The following is a 24,581-nucleotide window of genomic DNA, read 5'->3' on the forward strand; positions in this document are numbered from 1 at the left end:
TGGGTGGTGGTTTCAGCTGTTGACCACATACTGCCTGTTGCTCTCGATGCAGAGCTTGCACAATTTTTCAATACTGGCTACCTGGCTCTCAGTCAATCCGGTTGTGTCTGGTAGGCGAAAGGTGCGGCAATCACAGCAACAGCAAAGCATACCAAGGTCAAGTCCGAGATCCTCTTCAAGCATCACTGCGCCCCCAACAGAGATTTGGATGATCTAATGTTTTGGCATGCTATCACAGTTGCCAATAGCACGCAACATCTTTGAAGTTCAGACAGAGATCAATAGCGGATCTGGTGCTGGATCAGCTTCTGGCCAGCGAGCGGTGCTTCTTGGCTGCGGCACGAACCTTTCCGGCATCGTTCCTGGCGACCTTGGCGATCTTCCCGCCGCGGTGGCCGGCACGCGCCTGCAAGGTGCGGCGACCGGGCTTGACCGAGCACTTGGCTGCGTGGCGGTCGTGACGCAGTTTCAGGGAAGCGAACCGACTTCCGGGGGCGTTGACCAGGGCCACCGTGGCGGCGACCACCTGGGCCTTGATGTTCTGCTCCTCGGCTACCGGTGCCAGTTCGCCGGCCACGCCTTTCAGGTCGGCGGCGGCGTAGGTGGACATATTTCTGCGCAACTGGTTGAAGTTGTGTACGTTGCGGTAATCGAGCCGCCTGGTCAGCATGATAACGAACATGTCCTGCTGGGGGTCGATCCAGATCGAGGAACCGCTGTAGCCGGTATGGCCGAAAGAGGCGTCGGAGAAGTAGGTACCTTTCGGTGCTGAGAAGGGCGAGGCCATGTCCCACCCCAGGGCACGCTTGATCCTGCCGTTGTTACAGGCGTACGGGGTGGTCATCTGGGTCACCGCCTGCTCGGAAAGGATGCGGGTGCCGTCGAGGGTGCCGCGTCCGAGGATGAGCCGGGCGTAGCGCGCCAGGTCGTAGGCCGAGCTGAAGAGACCGGCATGGCCTGCGACGCCGCCCAGACGGCGCGCATTCTCGTCCTGGACCACGCCACCCTGGGTGCCGGAGGTGGGGGCGATATCGTTGCCATCGTGCGAAGGGAGAAAGGAGGTGTCGCGGGTCCCCAGCGGTTCGTAGATCTGTTCGCGGCAGAACTTGTCCAGCCTCTCGCCGGTAACCCTGTGCACCAGTTCTCCCAGCAGGATGAAGTTGATGTCGGCATACTCGAAGCCGGTACCGGCGCCGCGGAAGCGTTGCGCCGCGACCTTGCGGACCAGCCCCTCCACCGAGCCACCCTGCCCCACCATCACGTCGGAGAGGCCTGAGGTATGGGTCATCAGGTGCAGGATGGTGATGTTCCCCTTGTCGGTGCCGGCAAGCTCGGGGTACCACTTCGACAGCGTGTCGGTCAGGGAGATGCGCCCTTCGTCGAGGAGCTTGATCACGGCCGGAGTGGTGGCGATGACCTTGGTGAGCGAGGCGACGTCGAAGAGGGTCCGGTCGGTGATGGCCGGGGCGCCGGCGCTGCCGCTAATCTGGCCGCGAGCGGCGGTGGCGATGATCCCTTCGTGATTGCCGACCACGACAACGCCGCCGGCGATAAGGTTATCGGACATGGCCCGCTCCAGCAGGAGGTCTAGGTTGGCGGTAGAGATGGCCGCCGACGGGGCGGGATCGACCATGGCCTGGACTTTGACGGGGGCCACGAGTGGGAACAACAGGAGTAGCAGGAGAATAACGCGCACGAGCTTCCTTTTAACATCTGTGCTGCCACAGATTTTCAGTTAGGACTGCGGTTGATGTTCTAAGTGAGCGGCGCGAACAGGAGGGGAAACGGCGCTGCCCGGCAAGTACGACAGAGGCTAGGATACAGGAGAGACAAGTTATATTTTGTGACCGAGGTCACCATTTCCCCAGCTAAACCCACGATTCGGCGCGACAATTGCGGCAAACAACCAGAGCAGTTTACTGTGAGTGCGGGAAGTGATGCAAGGGTTCTTTCGGCGGCCCCACCCGTGCGGGCAGTCAATTCCTGAACAGCCAACTCCGCTACAACGCGCTGCACGCGCCCTGCGTCCCCCCCTTTGCGAAGGGGGGGACGTAGTGTCATCGATTACTACTTGAGTGGACATTGACGCTGATGCAAGGTTCATAGCAACAAAAAAAGGCCCCGGGATTTCTCCCGGGGCCTTTTTGATGCAAATGGTTGCGACAGGTGTCGCGGCTTACTTCATGCTGGGCAGGTCGTGGACGTCGAGGTGGCAGCCCAGGCAGTTCGGGAAGCGGGTCAGGATCGACGCCGGATGCGGTGCCTTGTGGCACTCGGTGCACTGCGGGATGTAACCGTGCTTCGCCTTGTGGCAGGAAGCGCAGGCAACCTTGGAGTGACGTGCCTTGGAGTTGAACAGCTTCGCCGCAACCTTGCTGTGGCAGGAGGCACAGGTCTGGTTCCAGTCGGTACCCTGGTAGGTCACCTGCTTCGGCTTGTGCACGGAGTGGCACTTTGCGCAGGCTTCGATCGGCTGATCCTTGAAGTGCGGCTTGTGGCACATGAAGCAGGACGGCTTGAAGCCGTGCGAGGTGTGGCAACGGTCGCAGGAGACGTTGGTGTGCTTGCTCGGGAACTTGACCAGCTCCGCCTTCTCCTCGGCGTGGCAGGTGGCGCAGGTGGTGGCAAGCCTCTGGGTCATGGCGACTTTACGCGGGGTGTGCGGATTGTTGTGGCAGCTCGCACAATCCTTGTTGGCCGGGCCGTGGATGTCGGTGTGGCAGGAAGCGCACTTCGGCATCACTTCGTCGTAGTTGGCCTTCTTCGGGTTGTAAGCGTGAATTACGGTGTGGCAGGCCTGGCAGTCGAAGCGGTGCTTGCCGCCGGCGTTCTTGAGCCCGTTGAAGGCGCCGGTGTGGCACTGGGCACATTGCTGCGGGGTCAGCGCGGCCGGAGCCGTGGCGTAAAGCTCGGCCTTCTCCGGAATGTCAACGGTCGCCATTTTGGCAGCAAAGGCCGTGGAAGCGACGAGAATCAAGGCCGCTACGATGAGCGACAGGGTACTCTTTTTCATCATTCCTCCCCAAATAACAGTGTATTCACTACAATCGACTGGTCTTAATACTACCTAAGTCGACTATCTGTCAAGAACGTTGTGATTAAAATCACGGGAGAAATTGTTGATACGACGAGGGGAAGGAACAAAGGGACGTACTAAAGACGGATCAGGTCTTCGTGCGGTTCGTCGGATGGGTTTATGTGTATCATCACGTCGCCCACGTTGCTGAAATGTTCGAAGATGCGCCGTTTGACTTCGGTGGCTATGTCGTGGGAGCGCTTCACAGTCATGTCCGGCGGCATCTCAAGCTTCAGGTCCACGATGAGATACTGCCCGGAGTGGCGCGCCCTGATCTCGTGCACCTGGTCTACCCCTTCCACGCTGCGCGCTATCTGGGTGATGGCGTCCAGGAGGGACTGCTCGGGCTGCCCGTCCATCAGTTCGTGCGCCGAGGTGCGGAAGGTGTGGTAGCCGATGTGAAAGATAAAGATGGAGGTGACACCGGCGGCGATCGGGTCCATGATGCGGATGCCGAAGTAGGCGCCCCCGACGCCGATCAGGGTGGCAACCGAGGTAACAGCGTCCTTGCGGTGGTCCTTGGCGATGGCGAGGAGCGCGGGGCTCCCCAGGCTCCCTCCCACTTTCATGGAGTAGCGGTAGAGCGCCTCCTTGGCCACGATGGTGCCGGCTGCGGCCAAAACGGCCACCAGCGCCGGGGTGGCGTAGCGCCCCTCCAGCATGGTGTTGACGGATCCGTAGAGGATCCAGGCTCCGGTTGCAGCGATCACCAGGGAAACGAAGATGGCGGAGAGGCTTTCCACCTTGCCGTGGCCGTAAGGGTGGTCGGAGTCGTAGGGCTTGCGCCCGACCTTGAGGGCGATCAGGGTCAACCCGATGGCGATGAAGTCGCAGGCGCTTTCCACGCCGTCGGCGAAGACGGCATCGGAGTGGCCATAATGGCCGGCGGCAAGCTTCAGGATCATCAGGACTGCGTTGGCCCAAAAGCCGATGCGAATGACGCGGTCGGCCTTGTTGAAGCGATCACTCCTCAGCACGTCCCCTCCGCGCGCAAATCCTTCACGGTAAGCTGCAGCGAAGTCCTGCCGTTCCAGACGTTGATGCCGGGTGAAAACAGCAGGTCCACCCTCCCCTCCGGCACGCCCGCCTCGGCCAGGCCGAAGCCGATGGCGTCAAAGCTTTTCCCTCCCTGCCCTACCTTGAGTTTCAGGTGCCCTCCCTTAAGCACCCGGCTTTCCAGCACCTGGGCGCCCTTGAGCACGAAGAGCGGCTCCGGGTTCCCCATGCCGAAGGGCTTCATCTGCTCCAGCTGCCGCACCAGGTCGGCGGTGATCTCGCCGGAGGGGAGCTCCAGGTCGAACGCGAGCGAGGGAGTGAGGGCGTCGGCATCGAGCGCCTCCTGGGCCGCCTCGTCGAAGCGCAGCGCGAAACGCTCCAGTTGGTCCTGCGCGATGGAGAGGCCGGCGGCATGGCTGTGTCCGCCGAAACGCAGCAGGTGATCGGCGCACTCTTTGATGGCGTCCAAGAGGTGGAAGCGGGAGATACTCCGCCCCGAGCCCCTTCCCGTCCCGCCGTCGAAGGCGAACAGGATCGCCGGCCGGTGGAACAGTTCCACGATGCGGGAGGCGACGATGCCGATCACGCCGGGATGCCACTCCTCCGAACCGAGCACGATGCTCTTTCTGCCGCTGCAGGCCCCCTGCTCCAGCATGGCGCGGGCCTCTTCGAAGGTGGCGCGCTCCAGGGCCTGGCGCTCGGCATTGGCCTCGTCCAGCTCGCTGGCGATATCCTTGGCGCGTTGGGGATCCCGGCACAGGAGCAGTTCGAGGCCCAGTGCCGCGTCCTCGAGCCTGCCGGCCGCGTTGATGCGCGGGGCCAGCCGGAAGCCGACCGCGCCGCAGCCAACCTCGCCGGTGATCCCGGCCACTTCCTTGAGTGCCTCGATGCCGATCCGAGTGCCGGCGCAGAGCTGTTTGAGGCCGTAGCTGACCAGCACCCGGTTGATTCCCAACAGGGGGACCACGTCCGCGATGGTGCCCAGGGCGACCAGGTCCAGGTACTCCTTGAGATCGGGCTCGCCGCCGCGTTGGAAGAAGCCGTCGGCGCGCAGCCGGGCGCGCAGCGCCACCACCAGGTGAAAGGCGACGCCGACGCCGGCCAATGACTTGAAGGGAAACGGGCAACCGGGCTGCAGCGGGTTGATCACGGCGCAGGCGTCGGGGAGTTCCTCGCCGGGGGAATGGTGGTCGGTGACGATGAGGTCGAGCCCCGCCTCCCGGCACAGCCTGGCCTCGTTGACGGCGGTGATGCCGCAGTCGACGGTGACCAGGACGGTGGCGCCGGCATGGGCCGCCGCGTTCACCCCCTGTTCGGAGAGGCCGTACCCCTCTGTGAGGCGTTTGGGAATGTAGTGGCAGCAGCCGAGGCCGATCTTTTGGAAGAAGCTGATCAGGACCGCGCAGGAGGTGACGCCGTCCACGTCGTAATCGCCGTGCACGCAGACGCGCTCGCCTTCCTTGAGTGCCCGGACCAGCCGCTCCACGGCCTGCGCCATCCCGGCGAGGACCATGGGGTCGTGCAACCGTGACAGCACCGGGTTCAGGTAGGCATCGGCGTCATCGGCGACGCTAACGCCGCGGTGGGCTAAAAGGCGGGCCAGAAGCGGCGCGACCCCGGCGCGGGTGAGGCCGGCTACCGTCTCGGCATCGGCCTCCCTGGCGCGCCAGCTTCTATGGGTGACTGGTTTCATCCCTCCTCCAGTATCGAAAAAAATCAGGGTGCAATCATAGCATAAGGAGCAGCGCCCCGCGAATCTAATGTGCCGCGCAGGCGGCAAAAAAAAACCCGCCGGGTGGGCGGGTTTTTTCTCTGCTGCTGGTGCTGTTACTTCTTGAACGAGGTCGGCATCTGGTTCAGGCCGGCCATGTCGTTCTTGATCTGCTGGGCCGTGGGGCTGGTCGAATCGAACTGGAGGTACTTGGTCCAGATCTCCTTGGCCTTGTCCGGCTGCTTCAGGTCCTGCAGATAGACCACGCCGAGGTTGTAGAGGCTTTGCAGGTGCTTGGGGTCGATCGACTGCGCCTTCTCGAAGTTGGCGATCGCCTTGTCGTACCAGCCGATCTTCCGGTACATGATCCCCTGGTCAGTCATCACGTTCAGGTTGTTCGGGTCGAGCTCGAGCACCTTACCGTAGGCGTTGACCGCCTTCTGGGCCTGGTCGGTGTCGAAGTAGTCGTTGCCGAGCTGGATCCACGCCTGCAGGTTTTTGGGATCGGCAGCCACGATCTTCTCGGCCTCAACAATGCGCCGCTGGTAATCAGTCGGGGAGCCGGCGCCCTGCGGCACGCTCATGGCAACCTGGGGCTCCTTGTTCTGGCCGGCGAGATTGAAGATCAGGTAGCCTCCCAGAAGACCCACGATCAGCGCTACCACGATGGTAAGTACGTTCTCCTTGTTCACGGAACCTCCTTAAACGGCCTCTACCTTGGTCTCGACCGCGTGCTGTTCCCACAGTGCCACGATCGGGCTTGCAACGAATATGGATGAATAGGTGGCCACCACGACGCCCACAACCAGGGCGAAGGCGAAGTCATGGATCACCTCGCCGCCGAAGAGGAACAGGGAAACGGCGGCAAGGAAGGTGGTCACCGAGGTGATGATGGTACGGGACAAGGTCTCGTTGATGCTCTTGTTGAAGATAACGATCATCGGGTCCTTGATGCTCTTGTGCATGTTCTCGCGGATACGGTCAAAGACGACGACGGTATCGGTGAGCGAGTAGCCGGCGATGGTCAAGACGGCGGTGATGAACAGGATGTTGACCTCGCGGTGCATCACGTAGAACACGGCGATCATGGCGAGCACGTCGTGCATGGTGGCCACTACCGCGCCCACGCCGAACTTGAAGTCGAAACGCCAGGCGATGTAGAGGATGATGCCCAGCATGGAGAGCGCCACGGCCACCAGGGTGTCCTGCTTCAGCTTCTCGCCGATGGAGGGGCCGATCTCGGTGGAGCTTTCCACGGTGAAGGTGTTGCCCGGGATTCCGGCTTTCAGCGCCTCGGCGACCTGGTCAGCGGACTTGCCGGTCGATTTGTGCATCTTCACCAGCACCTGGTTGCCGCCGGTGATCTCCTGCAGTTCGGCTTCCTTGATGCCGCTCTTGGCGAGGGCGTCACGGATGGACTGGGTGGTGGCCGGCTGGGCGAACTTGATTTGCATCTCGGTGCCGCCGGAGAAGTCGATGCCCATGTTGGCGGTGCCGCGGGCGATGGCGATGATGCCGATGAGGCCGATGATGGCCATCAGGCCGGAGGCGAGGAAGGAGATCTTCCTCATCCCGATGAAATCTATATTGGTCTTCTTGAGCAGTTCCATTGGTCTCCCCCCCTTATACGCTGAGTCGCTTCACGTGGACGCGGTCGAGGAAGGCGTCAAAGAGCACCTTGGTGGCGACGAGCGACGTGAACAGGTTGATGATGATACCGAGGCTCAGCGAGACAGCGAAGCCCTTGACCGGGCCGGTGCCGAACTGGAACAGAACCGCCGCGGTGATGAGGGCGGTGACGTGCGAGTCCATGATGGTCAGGAACGCCTTGTCGTAGCCGGCATCGAGCGCCGCGTGCGGCGTTTTGCCCAGGCGCAGCTCCTCCCTGATCCTCTCGAAGATGAGGACGTTGGAGTCGACCGACATACCGACCAAAAGGACGATAGCGGCGATGCCCGGCAGGGTCAGCGTCGCACCGAGCGCGGAGAGCGCGCCCATCAGGAACAGGATGTTGAGCACCATGCCCAGGTTGGCGACCATGCCGGAGAGCTTGTAGTACATCGCCATGAAGCTGACGACGAGCAGGACGCCGATCAGGCCGGCCATGAGCCCCTTGTGGATGGAGTCGCGACCAAGGGAAGGACCGACGGTGACGTTCTGCAGGATCTTGACCGGAGCGGGAAGCGAGCCGGCGCGCAGCACGATGGCGAGGTCGGCGGCTTCTTTCTCGGTGAAGGAACCGGAGATCTGGGCGGAACCGCCCGAGATCCGCTCGCGGATCACCGGAGCCGAGTAGATGTTGTTGTCCAGCACGATGGCGAAGCGCTTGCCCACGTTGGCGGCGGTGACCTGATCGAACAGGCGCGCGCCGGTGGAGTTGAACTCGATGGCAACGTAGGGCTGGTTGTACTGGGAATCGATCCTGATCTGCGCGTCGGTCAGAAGCTCACCGGTGATGATGGCCTTCTTCTTCACGACCAGCGGCGTCTCGGAGACGGCCCCGGTCTGGGGATCGGTCCTCTTCTCGGAGAGGAGCTCGTCGTCCTCGGGGATGGAGCCGACGGTCGCGGTGGCCGCGTTCACGGTCTCGTCCACCAGCTTGAACTCGAGGCGCGCGGTCTTGCCGATCAGCTCGATGGCGCGTTTCGGATCCTTGATACCGGGGAGCTGCACGACGATGTTGTTCATCCCTTCGCGCTGGATAACCGGCTCGGAAACGCCGAACTGGTCAATCCTGTTGCGGATGGTCTCCAGGGCCTGCGCCACGGCGCGGTCCTTCCTGACCTGGGCCTCTTTCTCGTTGATGCGCAGCTGCATGTTGACGAAGCCGCCCTCATCGAAGACCGGAAGGGCCTCGAGGTCCGGGTACTTCTTCTTGACCAGCGCCTGCACCTTGTCGGCCGAACCGCGGTCGTACAGGGTGAGCTGCACCTTGTCGCCGCCCAGGCGCCCGATCTTCTTGAAGCGCAGGTTCTGTGCGGTGAGGGAATCCTCGAGGTCCGTGGCGATCAGGTCCAGGGAGCCTTCCACGGCCTTCTGGGTCTCCACTTCCATGACCAGGTGGGTGCCCCCCTGCAGGTCAAGACCCAGGTGGATCTTGTCCTTGGGAAGCAGGCCGCTCCACCACTTGGGGAGCGTGTCGACCAAGGTCGGCGTCAGGTAGACGCACGAGGCGATGATGAAAATAAAGATAAGAGAGATGCGCCAGGTATAACCCTTCATGGGAAAAGCTCCTTTCGGAAAAATTGAATCAATGCAGTTAGTCCTGCTTCACAGACGCAATGTACCCCTTGTTGATCCTGACGTTGACGCCGGGAGCGATCTCCAGGGTCACCACTTGGTCGTCCAGTGCGGTCACCTTGCCGTGCATGCCGCCGGCGGTGACGACCTGATCGCCTTTTTTGAGCGCTTCCAGAAGTGCCCTGTGATCCTTGGCCTTTTTCTGCTGCGGCCTGATGAGCAGGAAGTAAAAGATGGCGAACATGAACACCAGGGGGATCAGCCCCTGAAACTGCGCCATCATCCCTCCGCCCGCCGGCGCGCCACCCGCGGGACCAGCCATTGCAAACGCCAAACCAAACATTTAGTTACCTCCTGGGTTGTATTTCCATCACGTTGAAACAGTGAAAACGTTCAGTAAAGCTTCAATCGTAAGCTAACCGGCTGTTCTGGCTGCGTAGAACTGCTGCCGGAACTTGACGAACTCGCCCTTGCCAATGGCCTCCCGCACCTGCCGCATCAGGTTCAGGTAGAAGTGCAGGTTGTGCCAGCTGTTCAGCCGCGAGGCGAGGATCTCCTGACTGCGGTACAGGTGCCTCAGGTAAGCCCTTGAATAGTTGCGGCAGACATAGCAGTCGCAGGCCGGATCGATGGGACCCTGGTCCTCGGCGTAGATGGCCGCCTTGATGTTGATCCTGCCGAAACTGGTGAACAGGGCGCCGTTTCTGGCGTTCCTGGTGGGCATGACACAGTCGAACATGTCGAAGCCGTGGTACACCGCCTCGACCAGGTCCTCGGGAGCGCCGATCCCCATGATGTAGCGCGGCGACTGTTCGGGAAGGATGTCGCTGCACTCCTGCATCATGCCGTGCATGACTTCCTTCTCCTCGCCCACCGACAGCCCCCCCAGCGCGTAGCCGTCGAAGCCGATGTCGGTGATCTGGCGCGCGCTCTCGCGCCTTAAGTCCGGGTGCATGCCACCCTGCACGATACCGAAGAGCGCTTGGTCCGGGCGGCTGTGCGCGTCCTTGCAGCGCTTGGCCCAGCGCGTGGTCAACTCCAGCGATTTTTCCACGTAGGAGCGTTCTGCCGGATAGGGAGGGCATTCGTCAAAGCACATGGCGATGTCGGCGCCCAGCGCCTCCTGGATCGCGATGGAGACCTCGGGGGAAATAAAGTGCTTGGAACCGTCGATGTGAGAGCGAAAGTGCACCCCTTCCTCGGAGATCTTCCTGAGCTCCCCGAGCGAGAAGACCTGGAAGCCGCCGGAGTCGGTCAGCATGGGCCGGTCCCAGTGCATGAAGCGGTGCAGCCCCCCCAGCCGCCCCACCAGCTCATGTCCGGGGCGCAGGTAGAGGTGGTAGGTGTTGGCGAGGATGATCTGCGAGCCGACCTCGACCAGTTCCTCCGGGGTCATCGCCTTCACCGTGGCCTGAGTGCCGACCGGCATGAATATCGGGGTTTCGATCCTGCCGTGCGTGGTTGTCAGAGAGCCTAAACGGGCAGCGCAGCCCGGGTCTTTCTTGATAAGTTCAAACGATATAGCTGACAAAATATTCCTTTACCCGATAAACATCGCATCGCCGTAGCTGAAGAACCGGAAGCGTCTTCTTACCGCCTCGGCGTAGGCCTCGGTCACGACCTCCTTACCGGCGAAAGCGCACACTAACATAAATAGTGTCGATTTGGGGAGATGAAAATTCGTTATCAACGCATCAACCACCCTGAACCGGTATCCCGGCAGGATGAAGATGTCCGCCTCGCGCTCCCCCGCCTCCAGTTCGCCTGAGGCAGCGGCGTGCTCCAGGGCCCGCATCGACGTGGTCCCGAGCGCGATTACCCTCCCCCCGGACTCCTTGGTGCGGCGGATGGCTTGGGCGGTGTCGTGCGGGATTCGGTACAGCTCCCGGTGCATGGTGTGCTGGGAAAGGTCCTCCACCCGGACCGGCATGAAGGTCCCCAGCCCCACGTGCAGGGTCAGAGGCGCGATCTCCACGCCGCGACCCCGGATCTCAGCCAGGATCTCCGGGGTGAAGTGCAGTCCGGCGGTGGGGGCGGCCACGGCCCCTTTCTCGCGCGCGAACACGGTCTGGTAGCGCTCGAGGTCCTCCCCTTCGGGGGCGCGCTTGATGTACGGGGGTAGCGGCATGCTCCCGGCCGTCTCCAGCCAGCCCATGAAATCGTCGCTCCCTTCGAAGCGGACCAGCCACTCCCCTTGCTCGCGGGAGGTCACCGTCGCCGTGACTCCGGCGGGGAGGATGACCCGGGTACCGGCGCCGGGGGTCTTGGAGGCCTTGATCAGGCAGCTCCACACCTCCCCTTCACCGGGGACGCGGCGCACCAGGAACACCTCTACCGCGCCGCCGCTCTCCTTGTGCCCCTTGAGGCGGGCCGGAATGACACGGGTGTCGTTCAGGACCAGGAGGTCGCCGGGGCGAAACTGATCGGCGATGGCCGCCACGGTGCTCTCACCGACCGCACCGGTGGCGCGCTCGAGGGTCAAAAGCCTGGAGGCGTCCCTGCGGGTGGCCGGATGCTGAGCGATCAGCTCCGGCGGGAGTTCATAATCAAAATCGGAAAGGAGCATGCTATCGACCGTACCCGCCGGAAAGCTTCACGCCCGGATAGTAATAAGTAAGTATCTCGTGGTAATCGAACCCTTCGTTGGCGCGCCCCTTGGCGCCCCACTGGCAAAGCCCCACGCCGTGCCCGGAGCCGGTGCCGCTCACCTGGAGGTCGTCGCGCTGGCTGCGCAGCTCGAAGTTGGTGCTCTTCACGGTGCCGTAGCCCATGGCCTTCCTGAAGGCGACTCCGGGGATGATCACGCTCCCCCTGGAACATTCGGCGACCACGTCCTGTACCCTGCCGCTTGCGTTCCTGCCGCGCACGCGCAGCTCCCGAAGCCCCGCCACCTGGAAGCCGGCGGACTTCAGCGAGGACTCCACCTTTCTCAAGGGAAGGTTCAGCTCCCAGCGGATCGGGTTGGACTCGCCACAATAACGGCAGGAAACGCCCTGGAGATACGGAATCGAGAGCCCCCAGACATTCTTGGAGTTCTCGGTGTGGCCGGCGCAATTGGAATGGTAGAAGGCCTGGATGGTCTTGCCGTTATAGGTGAGTACCTCTCCAGCGGTTTCGCGCACGCCGTAAGCGGCGCGGCTGTCCTCGACGTCAGCCCCCTCGTACACCTGGTCCATCACGCTGGACTCGAGCTGGTAGTTCTGGCCGCGGCGGGCCTGCATCTGATATACCGCGTAGGAACGGGCGATGACAGCCTGCGCCTTGATGGACTCAATGGGCCAGGCGGAACTGATCTCGCAGTTGATGAGACCGACCAGGTACTCCTCAAGGGGCAGTTCGTTCACCACCAGCAGTCCCTTGTCGGCGGGAGAGACCTCGATCAGTGAGCGGTATCCCTTACCGTTCACAGTCATGCGCGAAAAGGCAGAAGCGACCAGGCGGTTCACGGGCTTACCGTTCACGCTGAGTCCGCTGCCCGAGCGGCGAATCTCGAGCGGCATCTCGACCCGGAGCGGTTCGCGGCCGTCGGTAAGGAGCACGCCGTCGCCGTCGATCCTGAGGGTCTCCGCCCCTTTGAACAGGGCCACCCGCACCATCTCCGGTCGTATCGCCGCGGCACTACCCCCGGCGGCGAGGCAGATAATAAATATGATCAACGTCCTGAAGCAGCTCATCAATTCCGTGTACGCATGGGTATAAAAGTCCCCTAAAAGCCCTAGATATAAACCATGGAACCGCCCGCAAAGTCAATAATTTTATGGCTCTAATCAGAGGGTTTTCAGTTTAATGAATTGGCAAGCGAATTGCTTTGTTTCTCATTAAGTCACCGGCCCAAGGGGGCGTCCCCCGGGGGGGCCGGGACCACGCAGCGCAGCTAAGATGTCGACATCAATGGGTTTGACGGCAGCGAGGCAAAGCTGGAAATTCCAAATAAGTGTTGCCAGAAGTACAAAAAAAGGCTATATCGCTGTTGGGCATAGCCATTTAGCGTGATCTGCACCACCGCTCGGAGCTGTATGCGCATCTCCCTCAAAACTAAAATCCTCACCCTGGTCACCGCGATCCTGGTCGTCGTCATCTCCACCGTTGCCTATCATAACTACCGGCAGCAGAAGGAAATGTTGCACGAGATAGCGAACCGCAACACGTCGGTCCTCATCGAGACCATCAAGAGCTCCATCGCCAACGCGATGCTTTCGGGCCGCTCCGAAGAGGTCGCCAGCATCTTCGCCCGGATCAAGTCCCGCGAGTTCGTAAAATCGATAAGGATCGTAGACGCGGAAGGCAAGATCCTGAATTCGGCGGACCGGGACGAGATCGGCAACCGGGTCCCGGACCAGGGGCGAACCAGGCTCCCCAACCGCAATATCTCGATGCTTCCCGAGGAAGGTGTCTTCCTCTCCTACGCGCGTATCTTCAACGCCCCGCAATGCTACAAATGCCATCCGGCCAATAAAGAGACCCTGGGCCTGCTCGAGATCAAGCTTTCCCTGGGGTACATGAACGGCTTTATTTCCCGCGAGCGCGAAATCGCCGTCGTCTCCGCCATCATCCTGGTGCTGCTCACCGTGGCCACCATCTTCACCTTCCTGGTCATCTACGTGGAGCGCCCCATCCGCAAGCTGATGCGTTGCATGGAAAAAGTGGAGCAGGGAGAGTTCAACCAGGAGATCAGCCTGACCTCCAGCCGCGAAATGCGTTCGCTCGGCAACAGTTTCAACCACATGGTCGGCACCATCGCGACGCTGATGGAATCGACGGTGAAGCACGAGAGGGAGCTGGCCCGGGCCCAGGAAAAGCTGGCACACCACCGCGAGACCCACCAGATGAACGGCCGGCTAGAGGAACAGATCCGAGAGATCGAGAACCTGAACGTGACACTGGAGGAGCGCATCGAGGAGATCGAGGAGGCGAACTACAAGATCGCTGACCTCGCCGGGGAACTGGAAGACAAGAACACCAACCTGGAGAAGGCGGTGGCGAAATTATCCACCCTGTACCGCCTGGGGCTGGCCATCAACTCCACCATCGAGGTGGAGGACCTGTACCGGCTGGTGGTGAAGACCACCATGGACACCCTGCAGGCCCAGGTCGGCTACGTGGTCCTGTACGACGCCGAGCACGGCGAGCTGCGCATCACCAACCTGGTCGGCTACCGCGACCCGAACCCGCAGCACCTGTGCGTCCCCATGAAACCCTCCAGCGTCTCCAGCTGGGTGATTCAGAACAGCAAGCCGCTTTTGATCACCGACATCGCCCTCATGCCCGAATTCGACCGGGTGAGCCCGCTCGGCTTCGAGAGAAAGACCCTCATCTGCGCCCCGCTCATGGTCAAGGACGAGATCATCGGCACCATCACCGTGGTCAACAAGCTGAACAACACCGTCTACAACCACGAGGAACTGGAGCTTCTCTCCACCATCGCGGCCCAGGCCTCCATCGCCATCAAGAACGCCAAGCTCTACGACGAGCAGCAAAAGACCTACCTGAACACGATCCAGGCCCTGGTCTCCGCCATCGAGGCTTCCGACAGCTATACCCGCGGCCACTCCGAGCGCGTCACCCGCTTCTCGCTCGCCCTCGCCCGTCAACTCGAGCTCCCCGCCAACCGCCTCAAGGTGATCGAGCGCGCGGCCATCCTGCACGACATCGGCAAGATCGGCATAGACCTCTCCCTGCTGCACAAGGAAGCGACCCTCACCAAGGACGATGTTGCCGAGTTGCAACAGCACCCCACCATCGGCATGAAGATCCTGGAGCCGATCGAATTCCTGCACGACGTGCGCCTGTGCATCGGTCAGCACCACGAGCGCTACGACGGTAAGGGCTACCCGAACCGCCTGACCGGACAGGAACTCCTCCTGGAGTCCCGCATCCTCGCCATCGCCGACAGCTTCGACGCCATGACCTCGGACCGCCCCTACCGCAAGGCGCTCAAACTCGAGGTGGCCATCCAGGAGCTGGCCGAAAACGCGGGCACCCAGTTCGACCCGGAACTGGTCCCCATCTTCATCAAGCTCCTGAAGACACCCAACTTCCTGCCCCAGCGCGAGGAATACCCGGGGCTGCACGTGGTGCCCCTTTCTAGCAAGGCCGGCAGCAAGCCTCACTCCTGCATTGCCCAGTAATTCAAATAATGGTATAAGATAAAACTCGCTGCGCGGCCGGCAGAGCCGGTCCGCGCCATTTTTGTGCCCTTCGGGCACCGGGAGCCCTTGTGCCGCCACTTTTAGAAATCGCAGGACTGCGCACCGAGTTCCGCCTGAAAAGCGGGGTGCTTAAGGCCGTGCGCGGCGTGGACCTGACCGTCGAGCCGGGCGAAACCGTGGCGCTTGTGGGCGAGTCCGGCTGCGGCAAGAGCATCACGGCCGCCTCGGTGCTAAGGCTGGTCCCCCCGCCGGGGCGCATCGTCGCCGGCGCCATCCGCTTCAAGGGGGAGGATCTCCTCGCCCTCTCCGAGGAGCGCATGCGCGAAATCAGGGGAAACCGGATCGCCATGGTGTTCCAGGACCCGATGACCTCGCTGAACCCGGTCTTCACCGTCGGGTACCAGGTCGCCGAGGGGCTCAGGATCCACCGCGGCCTGACCGGTGCCGATGCCGAGCGCGAGGCCGTCGACCTCTTGACCCAGGTGGGCATCCCGGCCGCCCAGGACCGGGTCAAGGACTACCCGCACCAGCTCTCCGGCGGCATGCGCCAGCGCGTCATGATCGCCATGGCGCTCGCCTGCGGCCCGGAACTGGTCATCGCCGACGAGCCCACCACGGCGCTCGACGTAACCATCCAGGCCCAGATACTGGAACTTTTGGACCGGCTCATGGCGAAGAACCGCATGGGGCTGATCCTGATCACCCACAACCTCGGCATCGTGGCCGAGCGCGCCCACCGCACCGCCATCATGTACGCCGGCGAGATCGTGGAGAGCGCGCCTACCGCCGAACTGTTCGCCAACCCGCTGCACCCCTACACCAAGGGACTGCTCGCCTCGCTCCCCGAGTTCGGCACCCCGGGCGAAAAGCTCGCCACCTTCGCGGGAGGGGTGCCCGACCTGCGCGGCGACCTCACCGGCTGCCCGTTTAAGGAGCGCTGCCCCGTCGGCGACGATGCCTGCAGCAGGGAAACCATCAAGATGACGGAGGTGGCGCCCGGACACCTGGTGCGCTGCAGGAAGGTATCATGACGCCGCTTCTGACCGCAGAAAACCTCGTGAAGCAGTACCCGGCCCGGGGGGGGATGTTCGCCGAGAAGCGCATCCTCACCGCGGTGGCCGGTATCGACCTCGAGCTCTACCCGGGGGAGACGCTTGGACTCGCAGGGGAGTCGGGATGCGGCAAGTCGACCGTGGCAAGGCTTCTGACCGGCCTCACCCCCCCCACCTCGGGTAGCGTGAAGTACGAGGGACGTGAGCTGGCGCGGATGAGCAAGGCCGAGCTGGCCCAGTACCGCAAAGAGGTCCAGATGGTGTTCCAGGACCCGTTCTCTTCGCTGAATCCGCGCATGCGTGTCGCGGAGATTCTGGGCGAGCCCCTGGAGATCCACCGCATCGGGGACACCTCGGGACGGCGGGACAAGGTGGCTGAACTGCTCAGCCGGGTGGGCCTCTCCCCCGAGCACATGATGCGCTTCCCGCACGAGTTCTCCGGCGGGCAGCGCCAGCGCATCGGCATCGCCCGCGCCCTGGCGGTCGCGCCGCGCCTGATCATAGCCGACGAGCCGGTATCGGCCCTCGACCTCTCCATCCAGGCGCAGATCATCAACCTGCTGCAGGACGTGAAAAAGGACCTGGGGCTCTCCTTCCTGTTCATCACCCACGACCTCTCGGTGCTGAGACACCTGAGCGACCGGGTGGCGATCATGTACCTAGGACGCATCGTGGAGACCGGCAGCCGGGACCAGGTGCTGAACCGCCCCCTGCATCCCTACACGGAGGCGCTCCTTGCCGCGATACCGAGCATCGATCCCAAGAAGAGGACCAGGCACGTGATCGCCAAGGGTGAGCTCCCCTCGCCCGTCTCCCCCCCCAGCGGCTGCCCCTTCCACCCGCGCTGCCCTTACGCGCAGCCGGTGTGCAGTGAAAAGCGCCCCGAACTGCTGGAAAAAGTGCCGGGGCAGCGGGCAGCCTGCCACTTCAGCGAGGAAATCTTCCTGAAGGAAACAAAGTAAATCAGTTGACAATTCCTATTAGCATATATAGATTATCTTTAGCCCAAACCGGAGGATACCAAGTTGGCATTTGACAAGACCAGAGATTACGGAAAAGAAGCGGAGATGCTGAAGGTGCTCGGGCACCCGATCCGCCTGAAGATAGTGGCAGGACTTTGCACCCAGGAGTGCAACGTGAAGCACATCTGGGAGTGCCTTGGGCTCCCCCAGGCGACCGTGTCGCAGCACCTGGCGCTTTTGAAGAACAAGGGGATCATCGAGGGGACCCGCGACGGGGTCGAGGTGCACTACGCTGTGGTGAGCCCGTTCGTGCGCAGGCTGATCGAAATCCTGAACGCAGAGGCGTAATAGAAGTAAAGCAGGCCGAAGGACCGCACCCGCCCGGGGCGGTCCTAGGTTCCGCTGACGTCGAGCTCGGCGATCCGCAACGAAGATGATCCCGTGGAGCCGAAGAAACGCAGGTCGCTCCCGACCTGGTCCACCCTTCCGAACAATTCCAGCAGGTTTCCCGCCAAGGCGAGCCCCTTGACCGGGTACCTGACCTCTCCATCCTCCACATAAAAGCCGGCAGCCCCGACCGAGAAGTCACCCGAGATCGGATTCGCCGTGTGCATCCCCATCACGTCGGTGATCAGCACCCCTTTGCTCACACCAGCCAGCAGCGTGGCAGGATCGGCGTCACCAGGCTCGACGTGGAGGTTGAGGGCGCCGACCCGGGGCGGGGTCTTGATGCCGCTTCGCACCGCGTTGCCGGTGGAGCGCGTCCCCAGACGTTTGCCCCAGTAGCTGTCGTAGAGATATCCCTGCAGTACCCCGTTAATAACCAGCGGGGTGTCCTGCTGTGGCACCCCCTCGCCGTCGCAGGGGGCGCTCCCCATGGCGCCGGGAAGAAGGCCGTTGTCGCGCACGGAGATCAGTTCCGAGAAGAGCCGCGCCCCTACCCTGCCGGCCAGCAGGGATTTCCCTTTATGCACGTTCTCGGCGAGGAAGGAACCGGATAGGACGTCGAGCAGGTCGGCGGCCACGTGGTTGTCGAGGACCGCCTGGCAACGCATGGTGGCAAGCGTGCGCGCACCGAGAAGGGCGCATGCCTTGCGTCCCGCTCCGGATGCGACCGCGGCGAGATCTACCCCGGAAAAGGAGGGAGAGAAGCCGTAATCCCAGCCGGTCTGGGCGTCGCCGTCCGACTCCGCCACGGCGGAGACGCTGCAGGTGTTGTAGGTACCGCTGTAGGCGGCGTTCAGTCCCAGCGAGTTGCGGGTCAGCGAGTGGTAGACCGACTCGCCGTAGCTGCATTTGCGCACCCGCTTGACGCGGGAATCGACCGCGAGCACCAGGCGCTCCAGTTCCAGAGCGCGGGCGACCTTGAGCGATTCGTCGATGGCAGGAAGCGAGGGATCGAAGAGCCAGGGGGTATCGGGGTAAGACGGAGAGGGGGCGGCGAAGGTGTAGAACTCGTCCGGCGTTTGCACCCGGGCGGCGACCAGCGCCCCCTCGACCATGCGCTCAAGAGACACGTCGTCGAGGGCGGTCGAATAGGAGAAGCCCATGCCCTGGCCGACCAGGAGCCGCAGGGAGACGCCGAAAGGCTCGGCCACGCGGAAGGCGTCCACCTTTCCCTGCTTCACCTCGATGGCGAGGTCGCGCGAGCCGGAGACGGCGATTTCGTAACCGTCGATCTGACGCCCCTTGAGCAGGCGTTCCACCGCGTCGGCGTGTCGTGTCAGTTCCATTTTGGCCTACAGCTCCAGAATCATCGCGATCTCATCGCAGTCCGGGAACTTGACGCACTTGATGCAGTCACCCCATACCTTGTGCGGCAACTCGGACTTGTCCGCGATCTTGAAGCCGAACTTGGCGAAGAAATCGGGCTTGTAGGTGAGGCAGAAGAGCCTCTTCAGCCCCAGACTGCGCGCCTCATCGATGCAGGCCCCCACCACCTGGCTGCCGATGCCGCGCCGCCCGGCGCTCTCGGCTACGGCGACGGAGCGCACCTCCGCCAGGTCATCCCAGACGATATGGAGCGCAGAGGTGCCCAAAAGCCGGCCGTCCTCCTCGAATACGTAGAAGTCGCGCAACGCCTCGTACAGTTCGGAAAGCGAGCGGGAGAGCATCTCGCCGCGGCTCGCGAAGTTGGTCAATAGTTTCTGAATCTCTTTTACGTCGCCAATCCTGGCCTTTCTGATCATCTCACTGCCTCCTGAATCAACTCCCTGGCATGCTCCAGGGTCTTTTCGGTAACGCGCGCGCCGGAAAGCATGCGCGCCACCTCGGCCACCCGCTCCTCCCCTTCCAGGAGTTCCACGCCGGTGGCGGTACGTCCGTCGGCGACTTTCTTCTCGACCTTCAAGTGCTGGTCCGCGAAGGCTGCCACCTGGGGCAGGTGGGTGATGGCCAGCACCTGTTGTTCGCGGGCCACCCGTTTCAGCTTCTCGCCCACCAGGGCACTAGTCGCCCCGCCGATGCCGGTATCCACCTCGTCGAAGATGAGGGTGGGAACCTCGGAGTCGGGGTGGAGCTGCTTCAAGGCCAGCATGAGCCTGGAAAGCTCTCCGCCGGAGGCGATCTTGGCCAGAGACTTCGGGGGCTCGCCCGGGTTCGGCGAAAAGAGGAACTCGGCGCGTTCGAAGCCGTAGCTTCTCGCCTCGGCGCTCTTCTCGAAGGAGGTCTCGAAGACCGCGTGCGTCATGGCCAGCTCGGCCAGTTCGCGCTCCATCCCCTCCTTGAGCCTTTTGCCGCCTTCCTCGCGCGCCTTGGTGAGCTTCCCGCCCAGTGCTGCCAGTTCCTGCTCCAGTTGTGCGATGCGCGCCTGCAGCTCGCCGCGGGTCCCTTCCAGGTTGGAGAGCACCGACAGCTCCCGGTCCACCTCCCCCTGGTACGCGAGGATCTCCTCGATGCTGGCGCCGTACTTCTTCTTGAGCCGGCCGATGGCGTCGAGCCGGTCCTCGATCTCCTCCAGCCGGGCAGGGTCGGACTCGACCCGGGCGGCGTAGTCGCGCAGGGTGAGCGAGGCGTCCTCGAGCTGGGCGTAGGCCGCCTGCAGCGCCTCGGTAACGGGGGCAAGAGCCGGGTCGATGCGGCCGGCGTCGGCGACCCCGGCGATGATGCCGGATAGGTTGCCGAGAATGGGGGCGTCGCCGCCGTAGAGGGCGTCGAAGGCGCTCTGCGAGGCGCCCATCAGCTTCTCGCTGTGGGCGAGCCGGGCTCGCTCCTCGGCCAGTTCCTCTTCTTCGCCGGGGACGAGTTTGGCCTCGGCGATCTCGTTACTCTGGAAGGAGAGCAGGTCGAGCCTTCGGGCAGCCTCGCGCTCCCCCGCCTCAAGGGCCTGCAGTTCGTGTTTCGCGGCCTGGCACGCCTCGTAGCGCGCGGCGAACTCGGCGCGCAGGGGGAGCGCCCCGGCGTAGCCGTCCAAGAGGAGCAGGTGCTGCTCGGTCTTCAAAAGGCTCTGCGCGTCGTGCTGGCCGTAGATGTTGATCAGGTTGCGGCAGATCTCGGAGAGAAGCGAGGTGGTGGCAAGCCCGCCGCCGATGAAGACGCGGCTCTTGCCGCCGACAGCGACCACGCGCCGCACCAAGAGTTCGCCGTCGCACTCGATCCCCGCGGCGGCGAGCGCCTGCAGCAGCGCCTCGCGCCCGGAGAGGTCGAAGAGCGCCTCCACCGAGGCCTCCTTGGCGCCGGAACGGATCAGGTCGGCACTGCCGCGCCCACCGAGGATCAGGTTCACCGCGTCGATGATGATCGATTTGCCGGCGCCGGTCTCGCCGGTCAGGATGTTGAGCCCGGGGCTGAACTCCACGTGCAGCTTGTCGATGATGGCGAGGTTGGTTATCTGCAGCTCTCTGAGCACTTAGCGTTCACCCCATTTGAGCTTGGTGCGGAGCACCTCGAAGTAATCCTTGCTGCGGGACTGGATCAGCCGGGTCACGTGGGGGGCCTTCCTGATCTGCACCACGTCGCCGGAAAGGAGCTTCATGCCGACCTGGCCGTCCAGGGTCAGGAACACGGACTCGTCCGGGGCGTAGTTCAGCTTGATGGCGATCTGGGCCGAGGCATCCACCACCAGCGGGCGGTTGGTCAGGGTGTGCGGACAGATGGGAGTGATCGAGATGCACTCCAGTTCCGGATGGAGGATCGGTCCGTTCGCGGAAAGCGAGTAGCCGGTCGAACCGGTCGGGGTCGATATGATCAGGCCGTCGGCCTTGAAGGTGGTCAGGTAGCGCCCGGTCACCGAGGTCTCCATGTCGATGATCCTCGCCAGGGCCCCCTTGTTGATGACGACGTCGTTCAGCACGCGGTGCAGCTCGACCATCTGGCCGGCGCGCTCCACGCTCGCCAGGAGCATCATGCGCTCGGTCACCTCGAAGTCGCCGGCCAGGCAGCGCTCCATGGACGGGTAGAGCTCGTCCAGGGTGATCTCGGTGAGGAAACCGAGGCTCCCCAGGTTGACCGCCAGGATCGGGACATCACACTCGCCGATGAGGCGCGCGGCCGCGATGAGCGTGCCGTCGCCGCCAAGCACCACCACGAGGTCGGCGTCGCGCGCGATCTCGGAACTCTCCGAGCTCTCCGCGAGCGTGGTGCGCCGTAGCCTCCGGGAGAGATGCTCCTCGACATGGGCGGTCACGCCGCGGGCGGCCAACCACTCGATGAGCTCCTCGGCGACCCCCAGAGAGCGCGGATCGTGCACTTTCGCGAAAATGGCGATTTTTTTCATCACGAACCCTTTACTTGTACTGTAATCTAGGATTTACTAGCACAGTTGGTGTATCATGTCCAACGGAAAACTGGCGCGCCCCAAGTAGTCCCTCAGACACCTTTCCCACAATAACTACGTGCAGATGCAGGGTGACTCATGACTGAAGAGCAGATCGGCATCAACGAAGAGCTTGACAAGCAAATGCTCATTATCAAGTCCTTTCTCGAACATCTCGAATACACACTGGGAAAAGACAAATACTCGGCCACCGCTTATGACAGGTTCAACGCCCTCGCCTATGCAGTGCGCGATCATCTCGTTGAGCGCTGGCTCGACACGCAGCAGGCCTACTATAACTCGGACAACAAAAGAGTCTACTACATGTCCATGGAGTTCCTGATGGGAAGGACCCTTTCCAACAGCCTCATCAACCTGGGGCTTTGGGATGACTTCAAGGACGCCATCACCTCGCTGGGCAACGACTTCGACCAGATCGTCAACGAGGAGCAGGACGCGGGGCTTGGCAACGGCGGCCTCGGGCGTCTGGCAGCCTGTTTCCTCGACTCCATGGCCACCATGTCCATCCCCGCCTACGGCTACGGCATCCGCTACGAGTACGGCATCTTCCGCCAGCACATCGCGGACGGGGCCCAGGTGGAGATACCGGACAACTGGCTGCGCTACCGTAACCCCTGGGAGCTGGACCGGCAGGAGCACCTGCACACGGTGAAGTTCTACGGCCGGGTCATCTCGACCTTCGACCCCGACGGCAAGCTTGTGCGCGAGTGGGTCGACACCGACGACGTCATGGCCATGGCCTACGACACCCCGATCCCCGGTTACCAGACCCAAAGCGTCAACACCTTGCGGCTTTGGAGCGCCAAGTCAAGCCGCGAGTTCGACCTGAAGTTCTTCAACGAGGGGAACTACATCCGGGCCGTGGAAAAGAAGATGCAGTCGGAGACCATCTCCAAGGTGCTCTATCCCGCCGACAACGTGGTGGAGGGAAAGGAACTGCGCTTCAAGCAGGAATATTTCCTTGCCTCGGCCACCGTGCATGACGTGCTCTACCGCTTCCAGAAGAAACACCAGGACATGCGGCTTTTGCCCGACAAGGTCGCCATCCAGTTGAACGACACCCACCCCACCCTTGCCATCCCCGAGCTGATGCGCGTCCTCATGGATGTGGAGGGGGTCGATTGGGAGGAGGCCTGGGAGATCACCAAGAAGACCTTCGCCTACACCAACCACACCATCCTCCCCGAGGCGCTGGAGCAGTGGCCGGTCTGGTTCTTCGAGCAGATTCTGCCAAGGCACCTGCAGATCATCTACGAGATCAACGAGCGCTTCCTGAAGGAGATCCGGGAGCGGTTCCCCGGCGAGCCGGAGCGCCTGGCCCGCATGTCCATCGTCGAGGAGCACTGGGAAAGAAAGATCCGCATGGCGCACCTCGCCATCGTCGGGAGCCACTCGGTGAACGGGGTGGCCGCGCTGCACACCGAGATCCTCAAGAACGAGCTGTTCCACGACTTCTACGAGATGTACCCGGAGCGCTTCAACAACAAGACCAACGGCATCACCCAGAGGCGCTGGCTCAAGATGTCCAACCCTGCCCTTTCGGGGCTCATCGACGAGTACATCGGCGGCGACTGGACCAGGAACCTGTACGAGTTGGAGAAGCTGCGCGCCATCGCGGGCGACCCGGAGTTCCTCGGGCGCTGGCGCCAGGTGAAACGGAGCAACAAGGAGGGGCTGTGCCGCTACATCAAGCAGCACAACGACATCGACGTCGACCCCGACTCGCTCTTCGACGTGCAGGTGAAACGGCTGCACGAGTACAAGCGGCAGCTTTTGAACGTCCTGCACATCATCACCCTCTTCAACCGGATCAAGGATAACCCGGGCGCAGAGGTGGTGCCGCGCACCTTCATCTTCGCCGGCAAGGCGGCGCCCGCCTACGCCACCGCCAAGCTGATCATCCGGCTCATAAACGCCGTGGCCGGAGAGGTGAACCACGACCCGGACGTGGCGGGACGGATCAAGGTGGTCTTTTTGGCCAACTACAGCGTTTCGCTGGCGGAGAAGATCTTCCCCGCCTCCGACCTATCTGAGCAGATCTCCACCGCCGGCACCGAGGCTTCCGGCACCGGCAACATGAAGTTCGCCCTGAACGGCGCCCTCACCATCGGCACCCTGGACGGGGCCAACATCGAGATCATGGAAGAGGTGGGTCGCGACAACATCTTCATCTTCGGCATGACCGCGGCCGAGGTGTCGCAGCTGCGCGCGCGTGGCTACAATCCGCGGGAATACTACAACGGCAACCGGGAACTGAAACGGGTACTGGACATGATCGCCTCAGGTTTCTTCTCCCCTTGGGCACCCGAACTGTTCACGCCGCTCACCGACTCGCTTTTGAACCTGGGCGACCACTACATGCTCCTGGCCGACTACGCTGCCTATGTCGCCTGCCAGGAGAAAGTGGCCGAGCTGTTCAAACAGCCCGACGAGTGGGCACGGCGCGCGATACTCAACTGCGCCGGCATGGGCAAATTCTCCAGCGACAGGACCATCGACCAGTACGCCCGCGAAATCTGGGGCATCAAGCCGGTCGACATCCTCCCGGGGGCCGTGGAACTACAGAGGCATTGATTGGATCTTTTCAACGGAACTGACGAACGATTCGCGCCGCTTGCCGA

At 62.7% G+C, this 24,581-nt stretch carries 20 protein-coding genes; 5 read left to right on the plus strand and 15 right to left on the minus strand.

Annotated elements, in window-relative coordinates; all coding sequences use genetic code 11:
• Window positions 1–301: 301 nt before the first annotated feature.
• The 11 genes from JFN90_RS02980 to JFN90_RS03030 form a co-directional block, all read right to left on the minus strand.
• Window positions 302–1,696, minus strand: a complete 1,395-nt coding sequence (locus tag JFN90_RS02980; RefSeq protein ID WP_199393620.1) for a serine hydrolase domain-containing protein — start codon at window positions 1,694–1,696, stop codon at window positions 302–304.
• Between the two features lie 480 nt (window positions 1,697–2,176).
• A complete protein-coding gene (locus tag JFN90_RS02985) occupies window positions 2,177–3,013 on the minus strand; it encodes a cytochrome c3 family protein (RefSeq protein WP_236018836.1) in 837 nt (278 codons plus the stop codon).
• Between the two features lie 140 nt (window positions 3,014–3,153).
• On the minus strand, window positions 3,154–4,053 hold the full coding sequence (locus JFN90_RS02990; protein WP_199393622.1) for a cation diffusion facilitator family transporter: 900 nt from the start codon (window positions 4,051–4,053) through the stop codon (window positions 3,154–3,156).
• Window positions 4,047–5,765 carry a single-stranded-DNA-specific exonuclease RecJ gene (recJ, locus tag JFN90_RS02995; RefSeq protein ID WP_199393623.1) on the minus strand — a complete coding sequence of 573 codons (1,719 nt, stop codon included), beginning with the start codon at window positions 5,763–5,765 and terminating at the stop codon, window positions 4,047–4,049. Before recJ ends, JFN90_RS02990 begins: the two co-directional genes overlap by 7 nt.
• Before the next feature lie 134 nt (window positions 5,766–5,899).
• On the minus strand, window positions 5,900–6,475 hold the full coding sequence (locus tag JFN90_RS03000) for a tetratricopeptide repeat protein (protein ID WP_199393624.1): 576 nt from the start codon (window positions 6,473–6,475) through the stop codon (window positions 5,900–5,902).
• A gap of 9 nt (window positions 6,476–6,484) precedes the next feature.
• Complete coding sequence (secF, locus tag JFN90_RS03005) at window positions 6,485–7,393, minus strand: protein translocase subunit SecF (protein WP_199393625.1); 909 nt, start codon at window positions 7,391–7,393, stop codon at window positions 6,485–6,487.
• 13 nt (window positions 7,394–7,406) lie between these two features.
• On the minus strand, window positions 7,407–9,005 hold the full coding sequence (gene secD, locus JFN90_RS03010) for a protein translocase subunit SecD (protein ID WP_199393626.1): 1,599 nt from the start codon (window positions 9,003–9,005) through the stop codon (window positions 7,407–7,409).
• A gap of 37 nt (window positions 9,006–9,042) precedes the next feature.
• Window positions 9,043–9,366 (minus strand): preprotein translocase subunit YajC, encoded by a 324-nt coding sequence (yajC, locus tag JFN90_RS03015; RefSeq protein WP_199393627.1) that lies wholly within the window; start codon window positions 9,364–9,366, stop codon window positions 9,043–9,045.
• A 72-nt stretch (window positions 9,367–9,438) separates the two neighbouring features.
• The gene (tgt, locus tag JFN90_RS03020; protein ID WP_199393628.1) at window positions 9,439–10,554 is read right to left on the minus strand and encodes a tRNA guanosine(34) transglycosylase Tgt; all 1,116 of its coding nucleotides are present in this window, start codon (window positions 10,552–10,554) and stop codon (window positions 9,439–9,441) included.
• A 9-nt stretch (window positions 10,555–10,563) separates the two neighbouring features.
• The gene (gene queA, locus JFN90_RS03025; protein ID WP_199393629.1) at window positions 10,564–11,589 is read right to left on the minus strand and encodes a tRNA preQ1(34) S-adenosylmethionine ribosyltransferase-isomerase QueA; all 1,026 of its coding nucleotides are present in this window, start codon (window positions 11,587–11,589) and stop codon (window positions 10,564–10,566) included.
• 1 nt (window position 11,590) lies between these two features.
• Complete coding sequence (locus JFN90_RS03030; RefSeq protein ID WP_199393630.1) at window positions 11,591–12,697, minus strand: SpoIID/LytB domain-containing protein; 1,107 nt, start codon at window positions 12,695–12,697, stop codon at window positions 11,591–11,593.
• A 342-nt stretch (window positions 12,698–13,039) separates the two neighbouring features.
• Between JFN90_RS03030 and JFN90_RS03035 the strand changes: the two genes are divergently transcribed.
• From JFN90_RS03035 to JFN90_RS03050, 4 genes are all read left to right on the plus strand, one after another.
• Entirely contained in the window at window positions 13,040–15,151 is a 2,112-nt protein-coding gene (locus JFN90_RS03035; protein ID WP_199393631.1) for an HD domain-containing phosphohydrolase, read from the plus strand.
• Between the two features lie 89 nt (window positions 15,152–15,240).
• On the plus strand, window positions 15,241–16,203 hold the full coding sequence (locus JFN90_RS03040) for an ABC transporter ATP-binding protein (RefSeq protein ID WP_199393632.1): 963 nt from the start codon (window positions 15,241–15,243) through the stop codon (window positions 16,201–16,203).
• Window positions 16,200–17,186: an ABC transporter ATP-binding protein gene (locus JFN90_RS03045; protein ID WP_199393633.1), complete on the plus strand. Its 987-nt coding sequence runs from the start codon at window positions 16,200–16,202 to the stop codon at window positions 17,184–17,186. The genes JFN90_RS03040 and JFN90_RS03045 overlap by 4 nt, the downstream gene beginning before the upstream one ends.
• A 63-nt stretch (window positions 17,187–17,249) precedes the next feature.
• Entirely contained in the window at window positions 17,250–17,534 is a 285-nt protein-coding gene (locus tag JFN90_RS03050) for an ArsR/SmtB family transcription factor (protein ID WP_199393634.1), read from the plus strand.
• 44 nt (window positions 17,535–17,578) lie between these two features.
• On the opposite strand, the gene JFN90_RS03055 is transcribed toward JFN90_RS03050, so the two are convergent.
• The 4 genes from JFN90_RS03055 to JFN90_RS03070 are packed head-to-tail and all read right to left on the minus strand — an operon-like array spanning window position 17,579 to window position 21,900.
• Window positions 17,579–18,919 carry a TldD/PmbA family protein gene (locus tag JFN90_RS03055; protein ID WP_199393635.1) on the minus strand — a complete coding sequence of 447 codons (1,341 nt, stop codon included), beginning with the start codon at window positions 18,917–18,919 and terminating at the stop codon, window positions 17,579–17,581.
• 6 nt (window positions 18,920–18,925) lie between these two features.
• On the minus strand, window positions 18,926–19,375 hold the full coding sequence (locus JFN90_RS03060) for an N-acetyltransferase (protein WP_199393636.1): 450 nt from the start codon (window positions 19,373–19,375) through the stop codon (window positions 18,926–18,928).
• Window positions 19,372–21,033 (minus strand): DNA repair protein RecN, encoded by a 1,662-nt coding sequence (gene recN / locus JFN90_RS03065; RefSeq protein ID WP_199393637.1) that lies wholly within the window; start codon window positions 21,031–21,033, stop codon window positions 19,372–19,374. Before recN ends, JFN90_RS03060 begins: the two co-directional genes overlap by 4 nt.
• Window positions 21,034–21,900 carry an NAD(+)/NADH kinase gene (locus tag JFN90_RS03070; protein WP_199393638.1) on the minus strand — a complete coding sequence of 289 codons (867 nt, stop codon included), beginning with the start codon at window positions 21,898–21,900 and terminating at the stop codon, window positions 21,034–21,036.
• Window positions 21,901–22,038: 138 nt separating this feature from the next.
• Between JFN90_RS03070 and JFN90_RS03075 the strand changes: the two genes are divergently transcribed.
• Window positions 22,039–24,534, plus strand: coding sequence for a glycogen/starch/alpha-glucan phosphorylase (locus JFN90_RS03075; protein WP_199393639.1), 2,496 nt, complete (start codon window positions 22,039–22,041; stop codon window positions 24,532–24,534).
• Window positions 24,535–24,581: the final 47 nt, after the last annotated feature.

It is taken from the genome of Geomonas propionica (assembly GCF_016458235.1).
Lineage (GTDB): Bacteria > Desulfobacterota > Desulfuromonadia > Geobacterales > Geobacteraceae > Geomonas > Geomonas propionica.